Below are 24,027 nucleotides of genomic sequence, written 5' to 3' on the forward strand. Positions count from 1 at the left end.
GTTGAGGGTGCGGTGTAGGGGGGCTCTTGGTGAGAGGGTGTGGTCGAGGGGGGTTATGCCTTGTCCGTGGACCTGGGCGGAGACGGCGTTCGGCTGGATGGCGGTGGCGTTCACTGCCACCGTGACGGGGCCGGGGGGGGCGGGCCCCGGGCCACGTTGCGGTTATACGGACCACGGAATGTCTTGGTGCCGTGGTTATTACGGGCTACTCGCTCGGGTGGGACAGTTCGATGTCGTGCCCACCCGACTCCCCCGAGCGCAGGGCGACGGTTGAGGTTGTCGCCGGGTAGCCCGAGGCTATGAGTGTGTAATCCCCGTTGCCCAGGTTGGTGAATGTGTAGGTGCCGTCCGAAGCTGTTGTGGCCGTGCTGATTATCGCGCCTGCGGTGTCTACCAATGTGACTCGGGCGTCGGGGAGGGGGCGGTCGGCGGCGTAGACGGTGCCGTGTAGGCGGGCTCCTCGGGAGAGGGTGAGGTCGAGGCGGGTTATGCCTTGGCCGTGGACCTGGGCGGAGACGGCGATCGGCTGGAAGGCGGTGGCGTTCACTGCCACCGTGACGGGGCCGGGGATGAGGTCGGCCAGGTCGTAGCCGCCGTCGGGGCCCGAGGAACCGGCGGCCATTACCTCGCCGCGGCTGTCGGTGACGATGACCACGGCGTCGGGGACGGGGGTCCGGTCGTCGGCGGCGCGCAAGGTGCCCGCCAGGCCGCTCATGCCGCTGAGCTGGAAGTCGTAGGTGAGTGGGCTGCCGTTGACGGTGATGGGGGCGGCTTGTGGCTGGAAGCCGTCGGCGGAGGCGATGAGGACGTAGGCGCCGGGCTCGGGGGCGTCGAGCCCGAAGCGGCCGTCGGGGCGGGCGAGCGCGCGGCCGACCTGGCGTCCCGTGGGGGAGATCAGTGTGAGCGCGGCGCCCGGCAGCGGAGCGTCGTCGCCCGCGCGGACATGTCCGTACACCGCGGCGTCGCGCACCGATTCGATCGGCATGGTGGCCGCGTCGCCGATCTGGGTCAGCTCGGTCACGGCGGTCGGCGCGGTGGGCGCGGGGCCTGAGGTGCGCAGCGCGACCTCCTTGATGAACAGGGTCAGCAGGAACGCGATGAACGCGACGGGCGCGGCGTAGAGGAAGACATCCGCGATGCCGTGCCCGTAGGCGTCCTCGACGACGGTGCGCACCGGGCCCGGCAGCGCGGCCAGGTTCGGCAGTTCGTTGCCCGAGCCGCCCATCGCGCCCGCGGCGGCGGGGCCGAGCTTGGACACGCCGTCGGTGATGTGCTCGCGCACCTGGTTGGCCATGACCGCGCCCAGCGCGGACACGCCGATCGCACCGCCGAGCGAGCGGAAGAACGCCACCAGCGAACTCGCGGCCCCCAAGTCCCTCGGCGCTACTTGGTTCTGCGTGCACAGCACCAGGTTCTGCATCGTCATGCCGATGCCCAGGCCCATCAGCGCCATGTACAGCGCGACCAGCCAGTAGTCGGTGTCGTAGCGGATCGTGCCGAGCAGCCCCAGACCGGCGGTGACCAGCGCGCCGCCGCACACCAGCCACGCCTTCCAGCGCCCGGTGCGGGTGATGACCTGGCCGGAGACCGTCGAGGCGATGAACAGGCCGCCGATCATCGGAATCGTCATGACACCGGACATGGTCGGCGATTCGCCGCGCGCCAGCTGGAAGTACTGGCTGAAGAACACGGTGCCGGCGAACATCGCGGTGCCGACCATGAGCGAGGCGGCGGAGGCGAGCGTGATGGTCCGGTTGCGGAACAGGCGCATCGGCACGATCGGCTCGGCGGCCCGGAACTCGACGAGGACGAACACCACCGCCAGCAGCAGCGACCCGAGCACCATGGTCAGGGTCTGCCACGACATCCACTCGTACTTGTCCCCGGCGAAGCTGACCCAGACCAGCAGCAGGCACACCGCGGCCGTCACCAGGAACGCGCCGAGCCAGTCGACCTTCACCTCGCGGCGGGTGACCGGCAGGTGCAGCGTCTTCTGCAGCACCACCAGCGCGATCAGCGCGAACAGCACGCCGACGTAGAAGCACCAGCGCCAGCCCAGCCAGCTGGTGTCGGTGATGACACCGCCCAGCAGCGGTCCGCCGACCGTCGCGACGGCGAAGGTCGCGCCGAGGTAGCCGCTGTAGCGTCCGCGTTCGCGGGGCGCGATCATCGCGGCCATCACGATCTGCGCGAGCGCCGAGAGTCCGCCCGCGCCGATGCCCTGCACGGCGCGGCAGGCGATGAGCATCCCGGCGTTCATCGACAGACCGGCCACCACCGAACCGGCGATGTAGATCAGCAGCGCGATCTGGACCAGCGCCTTCTTGCTGTAGAGGTCGGCCAGCTTGCCCCACAGCGGGGTGGTGGCGGTCATCGCGAGCAGGGCGGCGGTGACGACCCAGGTGTAGGCGGTCTGCCCGCCGCCGAGAGTGCCGATGATCTTCGGTAGCGCGTTGGAGACGATCGTCGAGGAGACGATGGCGGCGAACATGCCCAGCAGCAGCCCGGACAGGGCCTCCATGATCTGCCGGTGCGTCATCGCGGCCTCGTCCGGTGCGGCGACGCCGGGGGCGGCGTCGTGCGCGGTGGTGGTTGCCATCGATTCTCTTTCCGGACACAGCCATGCGGTGGCCGGGCGAGTACCGCGGGGCCCACCGTGACCGCGTCGAAGCTGTGTGGTGGATCAAGTAGACAAGAGCAATAAGTTGCTTGCTGCATCTAACTATAAGCGGAGAGGGCCTCCGCTGTCACGGTGGGGTGGGTGTGTCCTAGGCTGCGGCGCGGTGGTCAGTCGTTCCCGAAGGAATTCAGGAGTTCCTCGGCCCACCCGGCCGGAACCGCCTCGGGCCCCACGACCTGCATCGCGGTCATGACGGTGAGCAGCATGCCGTTGGCAATGAACTGCCGAGCGTGGTCGGGTGAGGCGCCGGTCAGGTCGCGGATCAGGCCGTAGATGCGCCCGAAACGGTCGCGCACCTCGTTGCCGATGGCCGGATCCGAACTGGCGGCGAAGCCGTGCAGCAGCACCAGCAGCAGGGAGCGGTCGGCCAGGAAAGCACCGTATCCCGTGGCGAGCGCGTGCAACGCCTCATCCGGGCTCGCTCCGGGCTCGACGTCTTCGTGTGCCGCTCGGAAGACCTCCTCGATGCGGTCGCAGACCAGGTGCGCGGTGGCGACGAACAGCTGCTGCTTGCTGCCGAACAGCCGGATGACGTAGGGCTGCGACACTCCGGCCAGCCGCGCGATCTCGTCGGTTTTCGTTGCGGCGTAACCGGATTCGGCGAATGCGAGGACGGCCGCGTCCAGGACCTGCACGCTGCGTTCGCTCGCGGTCAGCCGGGTTCGGCTCGGGGTCACCGTCGTCCTCCTCTGGGTGTTTCGGCTCGGATCTGCCGCGTTCCGATGTGGGCGGAAGCGTAGCTGTTGACATGTTATCAGCCGATGCATACTCTTCACTCATCAAGTTATCAGCGGATAACAACAAGGAGTAGAAGCGCTATGACCAGCACCTTCGAGACGACCGAAGCGGCGACCGCCGTCCCGGCCGGGTCGCGCCGCAAGCCACCGCTGGCGGCGGTCCTCGCCGCGGTGGGCATCCCCACGTTCATGGTCACGCTGGACAACCTCGTCGTGACCAACGCCCTGCCGGTGATCCGTACCGAGATGGGCGCCTCGCTCGGCGATCTGCAGTGGTTCGTCAACGCCTACACGCTGGCGTTCGCGTCGCTGCTGCTCACCGCCTCCGCGCTGGGCGACCGGCTGGGCCGGCGGCGCGTATTCCTGGCCGGGATCGCGGTATTCACCCTCGCCTCCGCGGCCTGCGCACTGGCCACCGAGCCGTGGATGCTGATCACCGCCCGCGCCGTGCAGGGCCTCGGCGCCGCGGGCGTCATGCCGCTGTCGCTGACCCTGTTGTCGGTGGCGGTGCCCGCGCGGATGCGCAGCGCGGCCATCGGGATCTGGGGCGGCATCACCGGTCTCGGGGTGGCGGTCGGCCCGGTGGTCGGCGGCGCCGTGGTCGACGGCCTGAGCTGGCAGTGGATCTTCTGGCTGAACGTGCCCATCGGCCTGGTCGTGCTGCCGTTCGTCGCGCGGGTGCTCAGCGAATCCTTCGGCGGCAGTAGGCGTTTCGATCCGCTGGGACTGGTGCTGGCGGCCGGGGGAGTGCTGGCCCTGGTGTGGGGCGTGATCCACGGCGCCGACGACGGCTGGACCTCGGTGCCGGTGCTGACCGCGCTGATCGGCGGCGGCGTGCTGCTGGCCGCGCTGATCGGATGGGAACTGCGCACACCGGATCCGATGCTGCCGCTGCGGCTGTTCCGGTCGCGGGCGTTCCGGGTCAGCAACACGACCACCTTCACCTTCTCGGTCGGGGTCTTCGGCTCGATCTTCCTGCTCGCGCAGTTCTTCCAGGTGGTGCAGGGCTATTCGCCGCTGGAGGCGGGTGTGCGCACGCTGCCGTGGACGCTGGCGCCCATGGTGGTCGCGCCGATCGCGGGGCTGATCGTCGACCGGGTGGGTGCGCGCACGCTGCTCACCAGCGGTCAGGTGCTGCTGGCGGTGGCGCTGGCGTGGATGGCGGCGGTCACGACCGTCGACGTCGGTTACGGCTCCTACGTCGGGCCGTTCGTGCTCGCCGGGATCGGCATGGGCCTGACCTTCGCGCCCAGCGCCACCGTGGTGATGGCCAGCACGGCACCGCAGGACCAGGCGATGGCGTCGGGCACCAACAGCACCCTTCGCGAGGTCGGCGTGGCGATGGGGGTGGCGGTACTGGCCTCGGTGTTCGCCTCGCGCGGGTCCTACCTCTCCCCGCAGAGCTACGTCGACGGCCTGGTGCCCGCGGTCTGGGTCGGCGCGGCGGTCGTGGGCTTCGGCGCGCTGGTCTCGGCGCTGCTGCCGCGCCGGATCGAGCCCGTGCAATAGCGGTCCCCGGCCCGGCAGCATGACGACACCCCGCAACGCCCCGCGCGTTGCGGGGTGTCGTGCGCCGCGGGCATCCGGGCTGGTGGACGCGGGCGAAAATGCCCGTGAGCCGGGCTGGGTGCATTGCGTACGATTCGACCAGCAACAATGTGGGGTAGGTAAACCTCCGATACCCGTACCAGCCAGGGGAGAGACGAAGCATCGTGGCCGACGAGAACGCACGAGCCGAGCAGACCGCGGCACTGAGCGAGGAATCGCTGTCCGCCGCCGCAGCAGCAGCGGAGAAGGCGTTTGCCGCGGCGGCCGACCTGGATGCGCTCGCGGCCGCCAAGACCGAGCACATGAGCGGCAAGTCGCCGATCGCGCTGGCCCAGCGGGCCGTGGGCAGTCTGCCCAAGGAGGAAAAGGCCGACGCCGGCAAACGGGTCAACGTGGCCCGTTCGCGGGTGTCGGAGGCGTTCGAGTCCCGGCGCGCCGCACTGCTCGCCGAGCGCGACGCCGCGGTGCTGGTGGCCGAGGCGATCGACGTCACGCTGCCCGCCCCGCGCGGGCCGGTCGGCGCGCGGCACCCGATCACGATCCTGTCGGAGCGGATCGCCGACGTGTTCGTCGGCATGGGCTGGGAGGTCGCCGAGGGACCGGAAGTGGAGACCGACCACTTCAACTTCGACGCGCTGAACTTCCTGCCCGATCATCCGGCGCGCACCATGCAGGACACCTTCTACGTGGCGCCCGAGGGCTCGCGCCAGGTGCTGCGCACGCACACCTCCCCGGTGCAGGTGCGGTCCATGCTGGAGCGGGAGCTGCCGATCTACATCGTGTGCCCGGGGCGCACCTTCCGCACCGACGAACTCGACGCCACCCACACCCCGATCTTCTCGCAGGTCGAGGGCCTGGCCGTGGACAAGGGCCTGACGATGGCCCACCTGCGCGGCACCCTGGACGCCTTCGCGCGGGCGCTGTTCGGCCCGGACACCCGAACTCGCATGCGCCCCAGCTTCTTTCCCTTCACCGAGCCCTCCGCCGAGGTCGACGTGTGGTTCCCGGACAAGAAGGGCGGGGCCGGCTGGGTCGAGTGGGGCGGCTGCGGCATGGTGAACCCGAAGGTGCTCATCGCCAGCGGCATCGACCCCGAGGAGTACAGCGGGTTCGCGTTCGGCATGGGCATGGAGCGAACCCTGCAGTTCCGCAACGGCATCCCCGACATGCGCGACATGGTCGAAGGCGACGTGCGATTCACGCTGCCCTTCGGCGTCCAGTCCTGACCGTCCCGATTCGAGCGACGCCGCCCCCGCGCGCGGCGGGAGTCTCACCAACGAGGAAGCGAAACGTCACGTGCGAGTAGCGCAGTCCTGGCTGACCGAAGTCTTGCAGCGCACCACCCCGGAGTGGTCGGTGACCCCGGAGGAACTCGACGCCGGATTCGTCCGGGTCGGCCTCGAGGTCGAGGAGATCGACACCCTGGAGCGGATCACCGGCGGTCCCGACCGTCCCCTGGTGGTGGGCCGGGTCGCCGAGATCACCGAGCTGACCGAGTTCAAGAAGCCGATCCGGTTCTGCAAGGTCGACATCGGCCGCCCGGAACCGCAGGAGATCGTCTGCGGCGCAACCAACTTCGCGGTCGGTGACCTGGTCGTGGTGGTGCTGCCGGGCGGCGTTCTGCCCGGCGGTTTCGAGATCAGCTCGCGCAAGACCTACGGGCACGTGTCCCACGGCATGATCTGTTCGGTCGCCGAACTCGGTATCGGCAAGGACCATTCGGGCATCCTGGTGCTCGAGCCCGGTACGGCCGAGCCCGGCGCGGACGCCAACGATGTGCTGGGACTGGACGATACGATCGTCGAACTGGCCATCACGCCCGATCGCGGCTACGCCTTCTCGGTGCGCGGCCTCGCCCGCGAGCTGGCCTGCGGCTTCGACCTGGAGTTCGCCGACCCGGCCGTGCGCACGCTGCCCGACGACGAGGCCGACGCCTGGCAGGTCCGGCTCGAACCGGAGTCGCTGTGCACCCGCTTCGCCGCGCGCCGGGTGACCGGCATCGACCCGGCGGCGGTCAGCCCGTGGTGGTTGCAGCGGCGGCTGCTGCTGGCGGGCGTGCGGCCGATCTCCCCGGCCGTCGACGTGACCAACTACGTGATGCTGGAGCTGGGCCAGCCGCTGCACGCGTTCGACGCGGCAAAGCTCCACGGCGGCTTGGTGGTTCGCCGCGCCCACCGCGGCGAGACGCTGCGCACCCTGGACGACGCGGAGCGCGTGCTCGACGCCGAGGACGTGGTGATCGCCGACGATTCCGGCGTGATCTCGCTGGCCGGCATCATGGGCGGCGCGACCACCGAGGTCGGCGACGCCTCCACCGAGATCCTGCTGGAGGCGGCGACCTGGAACCCGGTGGCGATCGCGCGGACCGCGCGCCGGCACAAGCTGTCCTCGGAGGCGTCGCGGCGGTTCGAACGCGTCGTCGACCCCGAACTGAACGTCGCCGCACTGGATCGGGCCGCCGCGCTGCTGGCCGAGATCGCCGGTGGCACAGTGCAATCCGAACTCACCGACGTGCGGGTTGCGACGCCGGCGCCGGAGCCGATCCGGATGGATCTGGATCTGGCCGACCGCACCGCGGGCGTCGTCTACCGCACCGGCACCTCGGCGCGGCGGCTGGCGCAGGTCGGTTGCACGGTCGAGATCGACGTCAGCGAGTCCGGGCACGGGCAGATCGTCGTCACCCCGCCGAGTTGGCGGCCCGACCTGACCCAGCCCGCCGACCTGGTGGAGGAGGTGCTGCGGCTGGAGGGGCTCGAGCAGATCCCCTCGGTGCTGCCGACCGCGCCCGCCGGTCGCGGGTTCACCCCCGCCCAGCGCCGCCGCCGCGCGGTGAGCCGGGCGCTGGCGTTCGCCGGCGCGGTGGAGGTGCCCGCCCCGGTCTTCATGCAGGACAACGTCTTCGACGCCTGGGGGCTCGACGCCGACGATCCGCGCCGCCGGACGCTGCGCGTGCTCAACCCACTCGACGTGGAGCGTGCCGAACTCGTGACCACGTTGCTGCCGGGCCTGCTGGAAGTGGCCGCCCGCAACATCTCCCGCGGCGAGCGCGACCTCGCGATCTACAGCATCGCGCAGGTGGTGCTGCCGACCGGCGAGACCCGCGCCGTGGAGCCGCTGCCGGTGGATCGACGGCCGACCCACGAGCAGATCGCGACCCTGGTGCAATCGCTGCCGGACCAGCCGGTGCACGTGGCGGCGGTGCTGACGGGTCGACGCGAGCCGCGTGGGCCGTGGGGTCCCGGCCGCGCCGCCGAGGCCGCCGACGCCTTCGCGCTCGCCGATGCCGTGGCCGCCGCGGCCGGAGTGACCCTGGAACGCCGGGCCGCGGCCTACCTGCCGTTCCACCCGGGCCGCTGCGCCGAACTCGTGGTGGACGGCACGGTCGTCGGCCACGCGGGCGAGTTGCATCCCGCGGCGCTGGAGCGCTCGGGCCTGCCGCCGCGCACCTGCGCCCTGGAACTCGACCTGGACGCGCTGCCGCTGCGTGAAACCCGTCCCGCGCCAGTGGTTTCCGCGTTCCCCGCGGTATTGCAGGACGTGTCGGTGTCGGTCGAGAAGGCGGTCCCCGCGGCCTCGGTGGAGTCGGCGCTGCGCACCGGCGCGGGTGACCTGCTGGAGGACATCGCGCTGTTCGACGTGTACGAGGGCGCGCAAGCGGGCGAGGGCCGCAAGTCCCTCACCTACGCCCTGCGTTTCCGCGCCGTCGACCGCACCCTCACCGAGGACGAGGCCAGCGCCGCCCGCGACGCCGCGGTGAGCGCGGCGTCCGACGCGGTGGGGGCAGTCATCCGCGCGTAGTTGCTGGTGACCCGGCCGTTCCGTTCGTGATCGTCCGGCCTGTATGGACACTATCCGCAGCGAGACGGCGGATAGTGCCGTGTCGAGCGGGATCGTGTCCGCGTAGGCCGGACCTCGGGGGCCGCATACACCACCCCGAACTCGCTTCGGCGATTCCCGGTGTGATCGCGCGCACCTTCCGCTACCGTGATCGGCGTTTCGTCTCAACGGGTTTCGAAGGGCGACTGTTCGGAGGGCGACGATGCTGAGCCGGCGCGCACTGCTGCGGGGTGCGGCGGTGGCGGGTGCGTCGGCGGCGGTCCCCGCCCTGAGCGGTTGCTCCGATAATCCGGACGCGTTGACGTTCTTCTTCCAGGCCGCGCCCGACGAGGCGAAGGTGCGGATGCGGATCATCGAGGCGTTCGCGAAGGTCCGGCCGGACATCGACATCCGAGTGCAGATGTCGGGCGTCGATCCGCAACAGCAGATCCTCACCTATTGCGCCGGTGGGAAGTGCCCGGACGTGCTGATGCAGTGGGAGTCGTATTCACGGTTCGCCGAACTCGGCGTGCTCCAGGACCTCACCGTCATGCTGGACAAGGATCCCGAGTACGCGGCTCGGCTGCGCGCCGACGGCATTCCGCAGCTGTACGAGACGTTCCGCTTCGAGGGCGGCCAGTACGCGCTGCCGGAACAATGGGCCGGAATCTTCGTGTACTACAACAGGAAACTCTTCGAGGAGGCCGGGATCGCGCCGCCTCCCGCGCGCTGGGAAGACGCCTGGACCTTCGCCGAATTCCTGGACACCGCAACGGCATTGACCAAACGCGACGCCTCCGGCAAGACCACCCAGTGGGGCTTCGTGGACGCGTGGCCGGTGCCGCGCTGGTCGGGCGCGATCTTCGGGATGAACAACGGCGCCGAATGGTTCACGCCCCCGATCAACCCGACCCGCGCGAACATCGATGACGACCGGTTCATCGAGGGATTCCAGTTCTACGCAGATCTGTCCGTGCGGCACCGGGTCGCGCCGCTGGCCGCGGACATGCTCTCGGCGTCCGCGTCGATGTCGGCGCTGGACCTGTTCTCGCAGGGCAAGGCGGCCATGGTGCTGACGGGGCATTGGCAGTACAGCGGTTTCGCCGCGGCGCCCGATCTGGATTTCGATGTCACGGTGCTGCCGGTCGGCCCGCACGGCCAGGCCGCGAAATCCGATATCGGCACCACCGGCCTCGCCATCGCCGCGTCCAGCGCGAAGAAGGATCTGGCCTGGGAGTTCGTCAAATTCGCGACCGGTCCGGAAGGGCAGCGGGCCGTCGCGGCGTCCGGGTTGTTCGTGCCCGCGCTGCGTTCGGCGTTGGAGTCGCCGGAATTCGCCGCGGCGCACACCGGAATCCGCAATCTCGAGGTGCTCACCGGCGGGCCCGCGCATTCGCACCATCTGCCGGTGAGCCCGCGCTGGCCGCAGGTCGACGCGGCCTGGCAGCGGGCCACCGACCGGGTGCTGCGCGGCGCGGCCCCGGCGTCCTGGTTCCAGGACGGCTTGGCCGCGGAACTCGACCGGCTGCTCACGGGAGCGGTGTCGTGACCGCGGAGGCGGGCCGTGCTCGTCGCGGGTCCGCGCTCACCCGCCGCAAGGCCGCAGCCGGCCGCGCCTTCATCGCCCCGAATCTGCTTGCGGTGCTGGTCTTTCTGCTGTTCCCGCTGGCCTTCTCGCTGTATCTCAGCTTCCACCACTGGAATATGTTCGATCCGCCGGAATACGTCGGGATTCGGAACTATCGGCGGCTGTTCACCGGCGACGGGCTGTTCTATCGGGCACTGGCGAACACCGTGATCTTCACCGTCGCCACGATCGTCCCGACGATCGTGGTCAGCCTCGCCGTCGCGGCCGCGTTGAACGCGAAGGTCAAGGGCATCGGCTTCTTCCGCAGCGTCCTGTTCCTGCCGCTGGTGGCCTCGACGGCGGCCATGACCATCGTGTGGGGCTTCATGTTCAACACCGACGGCGGCCTGTTCAATACGGTGCTGGGCTGGTTCGGGGTGGGCCCGGTGCGCTGGCTGAGCGATCCCGGCTGGGCGCTGGCGTCGCTGTGCCTGGTGAGTATCTGGAAGAGCGTGCCGTTCGCGGCGGCGGTGCTGCTGGCGGCGATGCAGGGCGTGCCCGAGGATCTGCACGAGGCGGCGCGCATCGACGGGGCGGGCGGGCCGCGGCGGTTCTGGTCGGTGACGCTGCCGCTGATCCGCCCGGCGCTCGGCTTCGTCTTCGTCATCTCGGTCATCAACTCGTTCCAGGCCTTCGATCAGGCCTACGTGCTCACCGGCGGCAACGGCGGGCCCGAGACCGGGACCTATCTGTTCGGAATCATGTTGTTCCAGAACGCTTTCGCGTTCAACGACCTCGGCTACGCGTGCGCCCTGGCGTGGGTGGTGTTCCTGCTTCTGCTGGCGCTCACCTACTTGCAGTTGCGGCTGGGGCGCAGCGACACGGAGGAGGGCTGATGGGCACCGCGGCCCGGTCGCGGCGGGTGATCGTTCGTCGTACCGCGCGGGGACTGCTGATCTATCTCGCCCTGACGGTGATGGCCTGGTGTGCGCTGGTGCCGGTGCTGTGGGCGCTGTCGGGTTCGCTGAAGAAGCAGGGCGAGGTGACGGGGTCGGCGCTGCTGCCCGCCGAACCGCAGTGGTCGAACTACCGCTCGGTCTTCGAATTCGTGCCGTTCGGCCGGATGTTCCTCAACACCGTGCTCTACGCGGGCTGCGTCACCGCCGGGCAGGTCTTCTTCTGCTCGCTGGCCGGTTACGCGTTCGCGCGGCTGCCGTTCAAGGGGCGCGACGTGGTGTTCCTGGCCTACCTGGGCACCCTCATGGTGCCGCTGACCGTCACCGTGATCCCGCAGTTCATCCTGATGCGCACCTTCGGCTGGGTGGACAGCCCGCTGTCGATGATCGTGCCCGGGCTGTTCGGTAGCGCCTTCGGCACCTACCTGATGCGGCAGTTCTTCCTCACGCTCCCCGCCGAATTGGAGGAGGCGGCGATTCTGGACGGCTGCACCGTCTGGCAGACCTTTTGGCGAGTGTTGTTGCCGCACACCAAGCCCGCGGTCCTGGTGCTCGCGGTGCTCACCTGGGTCACGGTCTGGAACGACTTCCTGTGGCCGCTGATCATGTTGCAGCGCACCAGTATCGCGACGTTGAACCTGGGCTTGGTGTGGATGCAGGGCCAGTACACCGCGCACTGGCCGGTGTTCATGGCGGCCTCGCTGCTGATGCTCGCGCCGATGCTGGTCGTTTACGCCTTCGCCAACAAGGCGTTCGTGCGGGGGATCGCCACCGCCGGTCTGGCGGGACGGTGAGGTAAGAAGGGAACTATGCGACACCCGGCCACCTCGCTGCTGAACGCGTTGACGTTCCTGCCCGAACGGCAGGTCACGGTGACACCGCGCCGGCTGGGGCTCGAGTACGACGACCTGTACTTCACCGCCGCCGACGGCGTGCGGGTGAACGGCTGGTTCGTGCGGGCGAAGCAGCCGGTGGGGCACATCCTGTTCGCGCACGGCAACGCGGGCAATATCGGCGACCGGTCGCCGATACTCGCGCTGCTCGCCGCGGCCGGGTTCGACGTGCTGGTCTTCGACTACCGCGGCTACGGCCGCAGCGCGGGACGGCCCAGTGAGCACGGCGTCTACCTGGACGCGCGGGCCGCCCGGACGGCCCTGCTGGACCGTCCGGGCGTGGACCAGGACAAGGTGTTCTACCTCGGCAAGTCGCTCGGCGGCGCGGTGATGATCGAGCTCGCCACCGAGTTCCCGCCCGCGGGCCTGATTCTGATGTCGACCTTCACCGGCCTGCGCGATGCGGCGACGGCGGTGTACCCGTTCCTGCCGAAGCCGTTCGTGCCGAACGCCTTTCCGAGCCTACGCCGGATCCGCGCACTACGCGCCCCGGCACTGATCATGCACGGCGACAACGACGAACTGCTGCCGGTGCAGATGGGCCGTGCCCTGTACGCGGCCGCCGCCGAACCCAAGTCGCTGAAGATCTACCCGGGCGCCGGGCACAACGACCTGATCATGATCCCGGGCTGGAGCACCGACATCGCGACCTGGGCCCGCGGCGTGCTGGCGGAGAACCCTACTGCGACAAGGGATTAGGGCTGTCGCGTCGGCAGCCCCAGCGTTCGGTGCCGTCGGCCGCGGACACCGACCACCGCTCGAACCCGGCCTTCTCCAGTACCCGGATCGAGGCGGGGTTGGTCGTCTCCACAGTGGCGAACACCGCGTCGACTCGTGGTTCGGTGAACGCGAACGCGGTGAGCAGCCGGGTGGCCTCCGCCGCCAACCCGCGCCCGCGCCGCGAAGGCACTATGCCGTAGCCGATCTCGACCGCCCCGTGCTCTGGCGGCCAGAACAGGCCGATCGAGCCGACCGCCAGCACGCTCTCACGCTCCAAAATCAGCCTGTGCCCGAATTCGCCTGCCCACTCCGGGGTTTCGGCGATCATCCCGGCGATCACGCGATCGCCGTCAGCGGGGAAGTCGGCGGCCCAGGACGCACGCCGGATCCCGTCGCGAACCGCGGCGAGGTCGGTCTCGCTCCACAGGCGCAGCAGGACGTGTTCGCCGATGAGGTCGGCGACGGAGGAAGTATTGCTGGACACGTTGTCTCTCCAGATCGTTGGGGAACGATCCGGCCCGCGAGTCAGTAGTGGGCAGGCCGGACGAGGGTACGCGAAACACAGCCGGTGACGGCCATATTCATCGACCTCCCTCGGTCCCGGGCGGGCGGTACTGCACCGCACCGCCGGTAGCAACGTAGCCTGGATCGTACCTGCCGTTTCCCTCCAACATTGCCTGGCTCATGTCAGGCACACCGCCGGGCCTCTCGATGGTTGCGGATGTAGCCCGGCGGTGTGCACTTCTTTCGTCCTCAATAGGTGCGGGAACTGTCGGGCTTGATCTTTTTCGCCTCGATCAGCCTGGTCCAGGCGAAGCGCTTGCGCGGGCAGTCGTCTACCGAGCAGGCGCGATGCATCTGCATGATCGTGTGGGCGTGCTGGTCGGTGATCGGTGCGGCGGGGGCGTCATGCGTCCAGTCGAATTTGTTCATGCTTGACTCGTCTCGAAGGTGAAGTGCGCCCAGCGTGCGAAACTTATTCGGGGGCAAGCTGTTTCGATGTCGGTGATGCACATGAGCGCGTGCAGCTGGACGACGTCGAGGTGGGTCGGCGACGGCACGATTACGGCCTCCACGTCGGCATGGCGAACCTGGTCGACGAGTGGTAAGGCGGAGGGGCCGGGCCAGTACAGTCGGAAGCCGAGTTGCCTTGCGAGCCTGCGAACTTCAATCCGCGCACTTCGGGGGCGACATTTAGGCGTCCAAACGCTACTGTGTGAAGTTATGGGCACACCGAATGCGGCCTTGCGCGCGGCGCGGAACGCGCGTCTCATGAGCCAAGACGACCTCGCTCGCGCGCTCCGTGACGTCGGCTGCGTCAGCGCCACCAAACGCCTGGTACAACGCTGGGAATCCGGTTACACCACCAACCCCCGCCCCTCGCACGCCAGGGCACTGGAGAAGGTCATGGGCCTGCCGATCGAGTCGCTGGGATTCGGTGCGGTGATGGCCGGCCGAAGCCTGTCCGGCGGAAACGACGCAGGGCACGAAGTCGACTCGGATATCGGCGCTGTGCCGCGCGAACACCACCCGGCTTCCGGCCGCCCGCCGCAACACTCGGGCACCTACTCGGGAATCTGGTTGTCGCGCTACGAGTTCTATTCGAGCGGCCGAGAGCAGACATTCACGTCGTCGCATTACGTGATCGTGTTGCAGCACGACAGCCAGTTGACCGTGCGGAGCTTGCCGGGGTCGGCCAAGTCGTCGCTCGAGCTCGATCTCACGGTGGATGGCCATGTGGCTACCGGTACCTGGAGCGAGCGGACCGCGAGCCGGGGCTACTACCGTGGCGCGAAGTATCACGGAGCCATTCAGCTGTTGATCGAGTTGACCGGTACTCGCATGGCGGGCAAGTGGGTGGGGTTCGGCAAGAACTTCGATGTGAATGTCGGCCCGTGGGAACTGATCTTGCAGGATCGGTCCACTTCGAAAGCGACCATCGAGACGTTCGACCGCCCCGCCGCAGGCTCCTGAGCCACCTGCGCGGAATGGCAGGTCGCCGTACGTTCCCGCACTCGCACGAACGTCGGCGCACGTACCCTTGAATTCATGTCGGAGACCAGTGATATGGCGGCCCTGTTGGCGGCGTTGCCGGACGCGGACCTGCTCGCGGTGGTGCTCGCCGCGACCGCCGGGCGGCCGGGGCTCGAGCAGCTTCACCTGGTAGCCGCCGAATTGGCCGCACGCGGCGGTCATATCGAAGCGGACTTCGATGTGACGTCCGACACCGCCCTGCCGGACGTGCCGCCGGTGTCTGAGACATTCGGCCAGGTCGCGCCGAGCGGGGAGATACCCCTACCGGCCACGGGTAATGCCGAGGTCGGCGGCTACTCGCGATCCGGCGTCCCTACTTTCGAGTCAGTTCGGGATAAGGTCGAGCAGCGCTTCGGTACCGCGCAGGGGATGGACGAGCTTTCGTCGCAGACACCGGCGGGCCGCAGCGTCGAGGAACAATGGGAGGCGCGGGACAAGGCCGCGCGGGAACGCCTGGACCGGATCCGGAAGTCGGTGCGCCGCAACGATTCCGGGTGACCGGGCGAGCCGGTAACGGATAGAGGGTGGATGCGATGACCGAACCGCGGGAGATCGCCGAACGGCTGCTCGACGCGCAGGTGGACTTCCTGATCGGGGAGGTGTCGGGCGAACGATTCGCCGAGGTCGTCGCCCGGGACGTAACGGCGGTGATCGATGTCGCCGACACCATCGTCTTCCGTGACGTGGTGACGCTCGACCAGGCCAAGCGCACCGTGCGCAAGGTGGTCGACCGCAGCGACAGCCCGCTGGCGCGCGAGCTGGTCGGCGTGCTGTCGGACGCGCTCTACGACCACATCGCCGCCAACCACGACTACACGCTCGGCGATGTGGTCGAGCGCGAGCCGGTGGAGGCGCTGCTGGAGAAGATTCTCGGCATGCACGGCGCCCAGGAGCGGCTGCTCGACCGCCTCAGCGAGGCGCCGACGGCGGGCCCGGTGGCCGCCAAGTTCACCGACATGCTCATCGACGACATCCTCGAGGCGAACAAGAAGATCGTCGGCAAGGTGCCCGGCGTGAACTCGCTGATGTCGATCGGGCAGTCGGCGGTGAAGTCGGCGCGCAAGGCCGCCGAGGGCAGCCGGGTCGGCGCGCTGGCCGAGAAGGGCACGCTGTACGCGCTGAAGCGGGTGACCAACGCGATCCGCGAGACCCTGCGCGACGCGCCGGTGCACGGCGCCGCCATGGAGTTCTGGGATGTGCACGCCGGCGAGCCGGTCAGCGGCCTGCGGGACTACCTGAGCAAGGGCGACCTGCGGCAACTCGTGCTGATGGTGCACCGGATCGTCGTCACCACCCGCAACAAGGAGTACGTCGGGCTGCTGCTGGACGAGTCCGTCGAGGTGTTCTTCGAGAAGTACGGCGACCACACCCTGGCCGGACTGCTCCCCGAACTGGGCGTGACGCCGGACGACATCGCCGAGGAGATCCTCGCCTACGGCCCCGCGGTGATCGAGGCGGCCAAGCGAAACGGCGTGCTGGCCAAGCTGATCCGCGAGCGGCTGGAGCCGTTCTACGTCTCGGAGCAGGTGCTGGGCATCCTCGCCGACCGATGACGCCGCGCGGCATCGACGCGGCGGCGGTCCATGCGCTCGGCGATCGTGTGCTCGGGCCGGAGCACAAATCTGTACCGCCCGCGGCCTGGGGTCGTACCGCGCGCGAATTCCTCGCTGGCACACCGTATCTGGATGACTTCGCCACTCCCGTGCTGACCATGGAGCGGGCGGCGCTGGATACGAACCTGACGGTCATGGCCGAGTGGGCGGCCGCCGCGGGTGTGCGGCTGGCGCCGCACGGCAAGACCACCATGTCCCCGCAGCTGTGGGCCGAACAGCTGGCGGCCGGAGCGTGGGGGATCACGCTGGCGACCGGATGGCAGGCGCAGGTGGCGCGCTCGTTCGGCGTCGGCCGCATCCTGCTCGCCAACGCGCTGGTCGATCCGGTCGGATTACATTGGCTGGCAGCGGAATTGCGCCGGGATCCGGATTTCGAGTTCGTGAGCTGGGTCGACAGCGTGCCCACCGTCGAGCGGATGGAGCACTCGCTGCCCGCCGGTGCGCGGATACCGGTCCTGGTGGAACTGGGCGGCCCGCAGGGGCGAACCGGCGCGCGCGGCCTGGACGAGGCGATGGCGGTCGCCGCCGCCGTATCCCGTTCGGACCGGCTGGAATTGGCGGGTGTCGGAGGCTACGAGGGCGCGCTGGCGCACGACCGGACGAGCGACGCCGTCGGCGCCGTGCACCGCTATCTCGACGAACTGGCCCGGCTGCACGGCGCGCTCGCGAGTCGTTACGAACGTCCGGCGATCGTCACCGCGGGCGGCAGCGCCTTCCCGGACCTCGTGGTCGAGCGGCTGGCCGGGCTCGCCGACGAGCCGGGCGCACAGGGTGTTCCGGTGACGGTGGTCCTGCGGTCCGGGGCCTACCTGATCCACGACGACGGCTTCTACTCCGGCATCTCACCGCTGACCGCGCCACACGCCGCCCGCCCGCTCCGGGCGGCCATGCACGGCTGGGCGCGCACGGTGTCGCGGCCGGAGCACGGGCTGGCGTTGCTGGACGCCGGACGGCGCGACCTGCCTTTCGATGCGGGACTGCCGGTACCGCAACGGGTGTCGGGCGGAGCGGAGGTGCCGCCGGGCGCGTACGTGTCGGCCCTCAACGACCAGCACGCTTTCCTGCGGCTGCCCGCCGGTGGTGCGTTGCCGGTCGGAAGCGTGGTGCGACTGGGCCTTTCGCATCCGTGCACGGCGTTCGACAAGTGGCGGCTGATCCCGGTGATCGACGACGCCGAAGCCGCGCGGCCGCGGGTCGTGGACCTGCTGCACACCTTCTTCTGACGCTCGCGATCGTCAGCCCAGCGTCGCGCCGGTGTCCTCGCGAGTCGCGACGGTGGTCCCGCAACTGCGGAAGTGCGCGCCCGGCCGCTGTACCGGGCCGCGGCGGCCGGTGCGCGGCGAGAGGGAATGCCTGCTCGGTGCACCAGTGCGCATGACGGAGGTACGCGGCCGGTGCGACGTGGCGCGAGGGGACGGGGGAACGCGGCGGTTTCCCGCGCGGTAGGTGAGCAGAATGCCGAGGACGACCGCGGCGACGATGAGGACGGCTAGGCGTAGGAACAGCAACGGACTCTCCTGGCAGTGCTGCGAGCTGGACGCCGCTGGCAAACTCGGCGGACGTCCCGTGGCGACGGGGATTCACTTCTTGATTCCCTGTCAGGAGATGAATCGAAACACCGAGATCGTCGTTACCGCTTTCGCCGTTACGTTTCGGCATCCTTCGGGCAATCCCGCCGAAGCCGCCGACGACCGCCCCCGGATCAGCGCCGGGCTTCCTGGGTGAAGACCACCTCACAGGCAACCGGGTCCACACGGTCGGCGAGTTCGTTCACCCGGGTGGAGAAGGCCTGGAATTCGGGGCGGGCGCGTGCTTCGTCGTACAGTTCCCGGCTCTCCCACTGCCCGTAGTTCACCAGGCGGGTGGAGTCGGCCGTGCGATGCAGGTTCGCCGAGACGAAACCGGGTTGCAGGGCGATGAAATCGGCAGTGGTGCTTTGGATTTCGGCCAGCAGGGCATCGCAGTTCGATGGTTGGACGTGCAGGGTGATGATCAGTGTCAGGACACCGGACCGGGTCGTGGGGACGGACATGGAGGCTCCCTGTTCGTTCGCTGACTGCGGGGCCGAGGCTAGTAGTAATAAGCGCGCATATCAACTGCCCGCGCCCACCCACCCGTGAATGAGCTTGCATGATCGTGCATAATCATCACATGGCGGATACCTCGGAGGGGCCCGTGCTGCGGGTCGCGGTGGCTGGTGCGAGCGGATACGCGGGCGGCGAAGTGCTGCGCCTGCTGCTGGAGCATCCGGCCTACCGATCCGGGCGCCTCGAGATCGGGGCGCTGACCGCGGGATCCAACGCCGGCGCCACGCTCGGCGAGCTGCAGCCGCATCTGCTGCCGCTGGCCGGTCGCGTCCTGGCCGAGACCACTCCGGAGGTTCTCGCCGGGCACGACGTGGTCTTCCTGGGGCTCCCGCACGGGCAGTCGGCGGTCATCGCGCAGGCGCTCCCGGAATCGACGGTGATCATCGACTGCGGCGCCGACTTCCGGCTCACCGACGCGCAGGCCTGGGAGCGATACTACGGGTCCCCGCACGCCGGGAGCTGGCCGTACGGGCTGCCGGAGCTGCCCGGCGCGCGAGACCGGCTGCGCGGCGCGACCCGGATCGCGGTGCCCGGCTGCTATCCGACCGTCTCGAGCCTGGCCATGGCCCCCGCGGTGGCGGCGGGCATCGTCGAGCCGACCGTGCACGTCGTGGCCGTCACCGGCACCTCGGGCGCCGGTCGCAAGCTCGACGTCGGCCTGCTCGGTTCGGAGGTGATGGGTTCGGCGCGCGCCTACAACATCGCGGGCGCGCATCGGCACACCCCGGAGATCGCGCAGAACCTGAGCGCGGCCGGTGGCGGTCCGGTGCGGGTGTCGTTCACCCCGGTGCTCGCGCCGATGCCGCGCGGCATCCTCGCCACCTGCACGGCCGTCACGCGCGTCGACGCCGCGCAGGCCCGCGCGGTCTACGAGAAGGCCTACGCCGACGAGCCTTTCGTGCACCTGCTGCCGGAAGGCGCACTGCCGCAGACCGGTTCGGTGCTCGGCTCGAACGCGGTCACGCTGCAGGTGGCCGTCGACACCGACGCCGGGCTGCTGGTGGTCGTCGGCGCGATCGACAATCTGACCAAGGGCACCGCGGGCGGCGCGGTGCAATCGATGAACCTGGCACTGGGTCTCGACGAGACCGCCGGACTTTCCACCGTAGGAGTGGCACCGTGACATCGACCGACATCGCCGGCGGCAAACTGGTCCGCACGCAGGGTGTGACCGCTCCGCTCGGCTTCCGCGCCGCCGGTATCGCGGCGGGCCTCAAGGCCAGCGGAAACCCCGATCTCGCACTGGTTTTCAGCGAGGGCCCGGAGTACGCCGCGGCGGGCGTGTTCACCAGCAACAAGGTCAAGGCGGCGCCGGTGCTGTGGTCGCAGCAGGTGCTGCGGGGCGGCCACCTGCGCGCGGTGATCCTGAACTCCGGCGGCGCCAACGCCTGCACCGGACCCGGCGGCTTCCAGGACACCCACACCACCGCCGAGGAACTGGCGAAGGCGTTGAGCAACTGGGGAACCGAGACCGGCGCCGGGGAGATCGCGGTCTGCTCGACCGGCCTGATCGGCGACCGGCTGCCGATGGACAAGCTGCTCCCGGCGATCACCGAGATCGTGCGCGAGATGGGCGGTGGCCTCAACGGCGGCACCGACGCGGCGCACGCCATCATGACCACCGACACCGTGCCGAAGCAGACCGCCTTCCACCACCGCGACAAGTGGAACGTCGGCGGCATGGCCAAGGGCGCGGGCATGCTCGCGCCCTCGCTGGCCACCATGCTGGTGGTGCTCACCACCGACGCCGTCGCCACGCCGGAGCAACTCGACCATGCCCTGCGCAACGCGACCCGGCGCACCTTCGACCGGCTCGACGTGGACGGCTCCTGCTCCACCAACGACACCGTGCTGCTGCTGGCCAACGGCGCCGCCGAGGTGGCACCGAGCCAGGCCGAACTCGACGCCGCGGTGCTGGCGGTGTGCGACGATCTGGCCGCGCAGCTGATGGCCGACGCCGAGGGCGTCACCAAGCGGGTACTGGTGACCGTGACCGGCGCCGTCGACGAGGACGAGGCGCTGGTCGGCGCCCGCACCGTGGCGCGCGACTCGCTGGTCAAGACGGCCTTGTTCGGCTCGGACCCGAACTGGGGCCGGGTGCTGGCGGCGATCGGCATGGCGCCGATCACCCTGGACCCGCACCGGATCTCGGTGTCGTTCAACGGAAATCCGGTCTGCGTCGACGGCATGGGCGCACCCGGCGCCCGCGAGGTCGATCTGTCCGGGGCCGATATCCACGTGGTGATCGAGCTGGGGCAGGGCGCGGGCGAGGCCACCATCCGCACCACCGATCTGTCACACGGGTACGTGGAAGAGAATTCGGCGTACAGCTCATGAGCACGCCACTGACGGAAGGGCTTTCGGCCCTGGACAAGGCGCACGTGCTCGCCGGCGCGCTGCCGTGGCTGCAGAAGTTCCGCGACAAGATCGTCGTGGTGAAGTACGGCGGCAACGCCATGGTCGACGACGATCTCAAAGTGGCCTTCGCCGCCGACATGGCGTTCCTGCGCACCGTCGGCGTGCATCCGGTGGTGGTGCACGGCGGCGGCCCGCAGATCAGCGCGATGTTGCGAAAGCTGGGCCTGGAGGGCGAGTTTCGCGGCGGCTTCCGCGTCACCACCCCCGAGGTGATGGACGTGGTGCGGATGGTGCTGTTCGGTCAGGTCGGCCGCGAACTGGTCGGGCTGATCAACGCGCACGGCCCGTACGCGGTCGGCATCTCGGGGGAGGACGCACGGCTGTTCACCGCGACGCGGCGCACCGTCACCGTCGAGGGCGTGGCCACCGATATCGGCCTCGTCGGCGACGTCACCTCGGTGGATCCCGACGCGGTACTCGATCTCATCAGGGCCGGGCGCATTCCGGTGGTGTCGACCATCGCCCCGGACGCCGATGGCGTGGTACACAACATCAACGCCGACACCGCGGCGGCAGCACTGGCCGAAGGGATCGGAGCGGAGAAGCTGGTGGTACTCACCGATGTCGAAGGGCTGTACACGAATTGGCCCGACCGGTCCTCGCTGACCACGCACATCGACAGCACCGAACTGGCGGCCCTGCTCCCGAACCTGGACGCCGGGATGGTGCCGAAGATGGAGGCGTGCCTGCGCGCTGTGCAGGGAGGCGTGCCGACCGCGCACGTGATCGATGGGCGGGTGCCGCATGCGGTCCTGCTGGAACTGTTCACCGGGGAAGGCATCGGAACGATGGTGACCCCGCCCGACACAGGAACGACAAGGCCATGAGCACACAGCAATTGCAGCAGCGCTGGTCGTCCGCGCTGATGAACAACTACGGCACCCCGAAGCTTGCGCTGGTGCGCGGCGCCGGCGCGGTGGTCTACGACGCCGACGGGAACCGCTACGTCGACCTGCTCGGCGGCATCGCGGTGAACAGCCTCGGGCACGCGCATCCGGCGGTCCTCGAGGCGGTCACCCAGCAGCTCGGCACGCTCGGGCACGTCTCGAATCTGTACGCCACCGAGCCGGTGATCGAGCTGGCGGAACGGCTGCTGGCGCACTTCGGCGACGGCTCCGGCCGCGCCTTCTTCTGCAACTCCGGCACCGAGGCCGTCGAGGCGGCGTTCAAGATCGCCCGGCTGACCGGCCGCCGCAAGATCATCGCCTGCGACGACGCCTTCCACGGCCGCACCATGGGTGCGCTGGCCCTGACCGGGCAGCCGTCGAAGCGGACGCCGTTCGAGCCGTTGCCCTCGGGCGTCGTGCACGTCCCGTACGGCAATGCCGACGCGCTGGCCGCGACGGTCGACGAGGACACCGCCGCGGTGTTCCTGGAACCGATGATGGGCGAGAGCGGCGTCGTGGTGCCGCCGCTGGACTATCTGGCCGAGGCCCGCGTCATCACCTCGCACTTCGGGGCGCTGCTGGTGCTGGACGAGGTGCAGACCGGGATCGGGCGCACCGGCACGTTCTTCGCGCACCAGGCCGCGGGGGTGGTGCCCGACGTGATCACGCTGGCCAAGGGTCTCGGCGGCGGCATGCCGATCGGCGCGGTGCTGGCGCAGGGGCCCGCGGCCGAACTGTTCACCCCGGGGCTGCACGGCACCACCTTCGGCGGCAACCCGGTGTGCGCGGCCGCCGCGCTGGCCGTGCTGCGCACCATCGACGAGACCGGCCTGCTCGCCCATGTGGAAGCGGTCGGCAAGAGGCTCATCGACGGCATCGACGAACTCGGCCACCCGCTGATCGACCACGTGCGCGGCGCCGGGCTGCTCATCGGAATCCAGCTGACACAAGACCTTTCGTCGCTGGTGGAGGCGTTCGCGCGGGCGTCGGGGTATCTGGTGAATCCCGCCAAGCCGGACGTCATCCGGCTGGCGCCGCCGCTGGTGCTGACCGAGGGCCAGGCCGAGAACTTCCTGTCCGATCTGCCCGTGATCCTCGACGCCGCGCTACGGGAGGCAGACCTGTGAGCATCCGCCATTTCCTCCGCGACGACGACATCACGCCCGCCGAGCAGGCCGAAATCCTCGCCCTGGCAGCGGAAGTGAAGAAGTCGCCGTATGCGCACCGGCCGCTGGAGGGGCCGCGCGGGGTCGGGGTGATCTTCGAGAAGAACTCGACCCGCACCCGGTTCTCCTTCGAGGTGGGTATCGCCCAGCTCGGCGGCCACGCCGTGGTGGTGGACGGCCGCGACACCCAGCTGGGCCGGGAGGAGACCCTGGCGGACACCGGCCGGGTGCTCTCGCGCTACGTGGACGCGGTGGTGTGGCGGACCTTCGAGCAGCGGCGCTTGGACGAGATGGCTTCGGCCGCAACGGTTCCGGTGGTCAACGCGTTATCCGACGAATTCCATCCCTGCCAGGTGCTGGCGGACCTGCTGACGCTCACCGAGCACAAGGGTGCACTGGCCGGGCAGCGGCTCACCTACCTCGGCGACGGCGCCAACAATATGGCGCACTCGCTGCTGCTGGGCGGCGTGACGGCCGGGCTGCACGTGACGATCGCCGCGCCCGCGGGTTTCGCGCCCGCCGAGGTGGTGGTCGCGGCGGCTCGCAAGCGCGCCGCCGAGACCGGTGCGACGATCACCGTCACCGACGATCCGGTGGCGGCGGCGACCGGCGCCGACGCGCTGGTTACCGACACCTGGACGTCGATGGGCCAGGAGAACGACGGCCTGGACCGGATCGGCCCGTTCCGCCGCTTCCGGATCGACGGCGCGCTGCTGGCCCGCGCCGCCACGGATGCCGTTGTGCTGCACTGCCTTCCGGCGCATCGTGGCGAGGAGATCACCGACGAGGTGCTGGACGGCCCGCACAGTGTGGTCTGGGACGAGGCGGAAAACCGCCTGCACGCGCAGAAGGCCCTGCTGGTGTGGCTCTTATCCCAGCGCGCCGGCGGCGCCCGATGATCGAGC

General features: G+C 69.6%; 22 protein-coding genes. 16 read left to right on the forward strand and 6 right to left on the reverse strand.

Going from position 1 to position 24,027, the window contains the following annotated elements:
• Window positions 1–205: 205 nt before the first annotated feature.
• The gene (locus QH470_RS19530) at window positions 206–2,599 is read right to left on the reverse strand and encodes an MFS transporter (RefSeq protein WP_280273828.1); all 2,394 of its coding nucleotides are present in this window, start codon (window positions 2,597–2,599) and stop codon (window positions 206–208) included.
• Between the two features lie 188 nt (window positions 2,600–2,787).
• On the reverse strand, window positions 2,788–3,357 hold the full coding sequence (locus QH470_RS19535; protein ID WP_280273829.1) for a TetR/AcrR family transcriptional regulator: 570 nt from the start codon (window positions 3,355–3,357) through the stop codon (window positions 2,788–2,790).
• A 141-nt stretch (window positions 3,358–3,498) separates the two neighbouring features.
• On the opposite strand from QH470_RS19535, the gene QH470_RS19540 reads away from it, so the two are divergent.
• The 7 genes from QH470_RS19540 to QH470_RS19570 all read left to right on the forward strand — a co-directional run bounded on the left by QH470_RS19540 (window position 3,499) and on the right by QH470_RS19570 (window position 12,896).
• Window positions 3,499–4,926: a DHA2 family efflux MFS transporter permease subunit gene (locus tag QH470_RS19540; RefSeq protein ID WP_280273830.1), complete on the forward strand. Its 1,428-nt coding sequence runs from the start codon at window positions 3,499–3,501 to the stop codon at window positions 4,924–4,926.
• A gap of 203 nt (window positions 4,927–5,129) precedes the next feature.
• Window positions 5,130–6,191, forward strand: a complete 1,062-nt coding sequence (gene pheS, locus QH470_RS19545; RefSeq protein WP_280273831.1) for a phenylalanine--tRNA ligase subunit alpha — start codon at window positions 5,130–5,132, stop codon at window positions 6,189–6,191.
• Between the two features lie 70 nt (window positions 6,192–6,261).
• A complete protein-coding gene (gene pheT, locus QH470_RS19550; protein WP_280273832.1) occupies window positions 6,262–8,763 on the forward strand; it encodes a phenylalanine--tRNA ligase subunit beta in 2,502 nt (833 codons plus the stop codon).
• Between the two features lie 241 nt (window positions 8,764–9,004).
• Entirely contained in the window at window positions 9,005–10,330 is a 1,326-nt protein-coding gene (locus tag QH470_RS19555) for an ABC transporter substrate-binding protein (RefSeq protein ID WP_280273833.1), read from the forward strand.
• On the forward strand, window positions 10,327–11,244 hold the full coding sequence (locus QH470_RS19560) for a carbohydrate ABC transporter permease (RefSeq protein WP_280273834.1): 918 nt from the start codon (window positions 10,327–10,329) through the stop codon (window positions 11,242–11,244). The genes QH470_RS19555 and QH470_RS19560 overlap by 4 nt, the downstream gene beginning before the upstream one ends.
• The gene (locus tag QH470_RS19565; RefSeq protein ID WP_280273835.1) at window positions 11,244–12,098 is read left to right on the forward strand and encodes a carbohydrate ABC transporter permease; all 855 of its coding nucleotides are present in this window, start codon (window positions 11,244–11,246) and stop codon (window positions 12,096–12,098) included. The genes QH470_RS19560 and QH470_RS19565 overlap by 1 nt, the downstream gene beginning before the upstream one ends.
• A 15-nt stretch (window positions 12,099–12,113) precedes the next feature.
• A complete protein-coding gene (locus QH470_RS19570; RefSeq protein ID WP_280273836.1) occupies window positions 12,114–12,896 on the forward strand; it encodes an alpha/beta hydrolase in 783 nt (260 codons plus the stop codon).
• On the opposite strand, the gene QH470_RS19575 is transcribed toward QH470_RS19570, so the two are convergent.
• A complete protein-coding gene (locus tag QH470_RS19575) occupies window positions 12,877–13,401 on the reverse strand; it encodes a GNAT family N-acetyltransferase (RefSeq protein ID WP_280273837.1) in 525 nt (174 codons plus the stop codon). The two genes, QH470_RS19570 and QH470_RS19575, sit on opposite strands and share 20 nt — an antisense overlap.
• A 269-nt stretch (window positions 13,402–13,670) precedes the next feature.
• On the reverse strand, window positions 13,671–13,850 hold the full coding sequence (locus tag QH470_RS19580) for a hypothetical protein (RefSeq protein WP_280273838.1): 180 nt from the start codon (window positions 13,848–13,850) through the stop codon (window positions 13,671–13,673).
• Window positions 13,851–14,189: 339 nt separating this feature from the next.
• Here QH470_RS19580 and QH470_RS19585 point away from each other — a divergent pair, with 339 nt between their 5' ends.
• The 4 genes from QH470_RS19585 (at window position 14,190) to QH470_RS19600 (ending at window position 17,787) form a co-directional block, all read left to right on the forward strand.
• Window positions 14,190–14,891 carry a helix-turn-helix domain-containing protein gene (locus QH470_RS19585; protein ID WP_425302707.1) on the forward strand — a complete coding sequence of 234 codons (702 nt, stop codon included), beginning with the start codon at window positions 14,190–14,192 and terminating at the stop codon, window positions 14,889–14,891.
• Between the two features lie 75 nt (window positions 14,892–14,966).
• The gene (locus QH470_RS19590) at window positions 14,967–15,449 is read left to right on the forward strand and encodes a PspA/IM30 family protein (protein ID WP_280273840.1); all 483 of its coding nucleotides are present in this window, start codon (window positions 14,967–14,969) and stop codon (window positions 15,447–15,449) included.
• 35 nt (window positions 15,450–15,484) lie between these two features.
• A complete protein-coding gene (locus QH470_RS19595) occupies window positions 15,485–16,504 on the forward strand; it encodes a hypothetical protein (protein WP_280273841.1) in 1,020 nt (339 codons plus the stop codon).
• Entirely contained in the window at window positions 16,501–17,787 is a 1,287-nt protein-coding gene (locus QH470_RS19600) for a type III PLP-dependent enzyme domain-containing protein (protein ID WP_280273842.1), read from the forward strand. Before QH470_RS19595 ends, QH470_RS19600 begins: the two co-directional genes overlap by 4 nt.
• 12 nt (window positions 17,788–17,799) lie before the next feature.
• Here QH470_RS19600 and QH470_RS19605 read toward each other — a convergent pair whose 3' ends face one another.
• Both QH470_RS19605 and QH470_RS19610 read right to left on the reverse strand, forming a co-directional pair.
• A complete protein-coding gene (locus QH470_RS19605) occupies window positions 17,800–18,072 on the reverse strand; it encodes a hypothetical protein (RefSeq protein ID WP_280273843.1) in 273 nt (90 codons plus the stop codon).
• A 194-nt stretch (window positions 18,073–18,266) separates the two neighbouring features.
• The gene (locus QH470_RS19610; protein ID WP_280273844.1) at window positions 18,267–18,596 is read right to left on the reverse strand and encodes a putative quinol monooxygenase; all 330 of its coding nucleotides are present in this window, start codon (window positions 18,594–18,596) and stop codon (window positions 18,267–18,269) included.
• Window positions 18,597–18,715: 119 nt separating this feature from the next.
• Here QH470_RS19610 and argC point away from each other — a divergent pair, with 119 nt between their 5' ends.
• The 5 genes from argC to argF are packed head-to-tail and all read left to right on the forward strand — an operon-like array spanning window position 18,716 to window position 24,021.
• On the forward strand, window positions 18,716–19,774 hold the full coding sequence (gene argC, locus QH470_RS19615) for an N-acetyl-gamma-glutamyl-phosphate reductase (protein WP_280273845.1): 1,059 nt from the start codon (window positions 18,716–18,718) through the stop codon (window positions 19,772–19,774).
• On the forward strand, window positions 19,771–20,988 hold the full coding sequence (gene argJ / locus QH470_RS19620; protein ID WP_280273846.1) for a bifunctional glutamate N-acetyltransferase/amino-acid acetyltransferase ArgJ: 1,218 nt from the start codon (window positions 19,771–19,773) through the stop codon (window positions 20,986–20,988). Before argC ends, argJ begins: the two co-directional genes overlap by 4 nt.
• The gene (gene argB / locus QH470_RS19625) at window positions 20,985–21,896 is read left to right on the forward strand and encodes an acetylglutamate kinase (RefSeq protein ID WP_280273847.1); all 912 of its coding nucleotides are present in this window, start codon (window positions 20,985–20,987) and stop codon (window positions 21,894–21,896) included. Before argJ ends, argB begins: the two co-directional genes overlap by 4 nt.
• Window positions 21,893–23,083, forward strand: a complete 1,191-nt coding sequence (locus QH470_RS19630; protein ID WP_280273848.1) for an acetylornithine transaminase — start codon at window positions 21,893–21,895, stop codon at window positions 23,081–23,083. Before argB ends, QH470_RS19630 begins: the two co-directional genes overlap by 4 nt.
• Window positions 23,080–24,021, forward strand: a complete 942-nt coding sequence (argF, locus tag QH470_RS19635) for an ornithine carbamoyltransferase (protein WP_280273849.1) — start codon at window positions 23,080–23,082, stop codon at window positions 24,019–24,021. Before QH470_RS19630 ends, argF begins: the two co-directional genes overlap by 4 nt.
• Window positions 24,022–24,027: the final 6 nt, after the last annotated feature.

This window comes from Nocardia wallacei (assembly GCF_029868745.1).
Lineage (GTDB): Bacteria > Actinomycetota > Actinomycetes > Mycobacteriales > Mycobacteriaceae > Nocardia > Nocardia wallacei_B.